Genomic DNA, 1,449 nt, shown 5'->3' with positions numbered 1-1,449 from the left:
TGGCCGGCGCCAAGGCCGGCGACCTCGACCGCCTCGGCCGTGATCTTCGGCGACTCGGTCTCGAAATCGAGGTGGTGGCGGCAGAGCAGGGTGGGCGCTGCGTCGGCGCCTCGATTGCCGAGCTGGAGGCGCTGGCGGCCGGCGCCTTCCTCATCGTCGCGCTCGACCGGCAGCACGGCGAAACCATTCTGCAGCCGCAAGGCAATGTCGTGGTCCAGGCCGGCGACGGCGTCGCCATCGTCGGCCGCCCCGGCCGCGCCCTGGCGGTCGAGGGCCTGTTCGCCCAGGCGAAAGCCTAGACCTTTACCGCGTCGACGTTTTCCGGCGTGGTCTCGTCGACCGGCTCGTCCGCCGGTTCGTCGACCGCCGCGCCTTCCGCCCCAGCCCGGTCGAGATCGCCGAACAGACCAAGGGAAAACCGCACGATCGGCTTCGGCACGGCGTCGACGGCCAGAGTCTGGAGCGCATCGTTGATGTGCTCGAAGGGGTAGAACACCACCAGCTTTTCCAGCGGAAATTTGCCGGCCGCGTGCCACGCCACCAGCGTCTCGATGGTTTCGTGCGGCGAGCCGCAGCCGCGCGACATCTCGCTAATCTGGCGGGATTCCGCGGCCAGGGCATCGTCGCTGGGCTGGATAAAGCCGGGCGAGCGGAGCAGAGCGCAGATGCCGCCCGGCGCCAGGCTGGCGACGCAGGCGTCGAGCGACGCCCGATCGCCCGTCGTTTCGACGGAAAGGTCTACGCCGCCCGGCGTGACGCTCATGACGACGGCCGGCAGATCCGTGTCAGCGTGGACGGTGAACGTCGCGCCGAGCTCGGTCGCCAGTTCGCGCCGCGCTTGGTCGGGATCGACGAGGATGATCGTTTCGAAGCCCAGCGCCCGCGCGGTCATCACCGCGACGAGGCCGGGGCCGCTTGCTCCGCTCACCACGATCGCCTCGAGCCGCTTGACCGCGGCGTGGATCACGATACTGGCCGCGGCGCAGAGTTCGCCGCCGAGGCAGGCCAGCACCTCGAGTGGTGCTTCGGCCGGCACCTTCACCACGCTGGTGCTTCGGCACAGGGCATGGGTGGCGAACGACGACTGGCCCTGGAAAAATCCGTGGATCGGCACGCCGTCGCCGAAGAACGGCACCGAGCCGTCGGCCCGCGTGCCGCACCGGTTAAGCGCATCGTGCTCTAGGCAGTGCGTCGGGCTACCCTCGCGGCATCTTGCGCAGACGCCGCAGAAAGCCGGCGTCAAAATCACGGTATCCCCGGCCGCGATCCCGGTGACGCTATCGCCGACGCCCTCCACGATTCCGGCCCCCTCGCCGCCCCCGACGAAAGGGAACGGCACCGGCAGGCCGCCGTCGATGGCCTCCAGATCCGCCCAGCCGACGCCGCTGGCGATCAGACGCACCAGAATTTCGTCGGCACGCGGCTCGTCGAGCACGATGTCCTCGATGG

General features: G+C 69.7%; 2 protein-coding genes. One reads left to right on the top strand and one right to left on the bottom strand.

Features of this window, described 5'->3' with window-relative positions:
- Positions 1-299, top strand: a 299-nt coding sequence (locus GSQ79_RS24485; protein ID WP_305764637.1) for a TrkA C-terminal domain-containing protein, incomplete at its 5' end; no start/stop codon positions are given.
- On the opposite strand, the gene GSQ79_RS24480 is transcribed toward GSQ79_RS24485, so the two are convergent.
- Positions 296-1,449 (bottom strand): zinc-binding dehydrogenase (locus GSQ79_RS24480; protein WP_158811371.1); only part of this gene is annotated, 1,154 nt, incomplete at its 5' end. The two genes, GSQ79_RS24485 and GSQ79_RS24480, sit on opposite strands and share 4 nt — an antisense overlap.

The sequence above is a fragment of the Beijerinckia sp. L45 genome, from assembly GCF_009765775.1.
Lineage (GTDB): Bacteria > Pseudomonadota > Alphaproteobacteria > Rhizobiales > Beijerinckiaceae > RH-AL1.
This window is presented reverse-complemented; position numbering and strand designations above follow the sequence as displayed.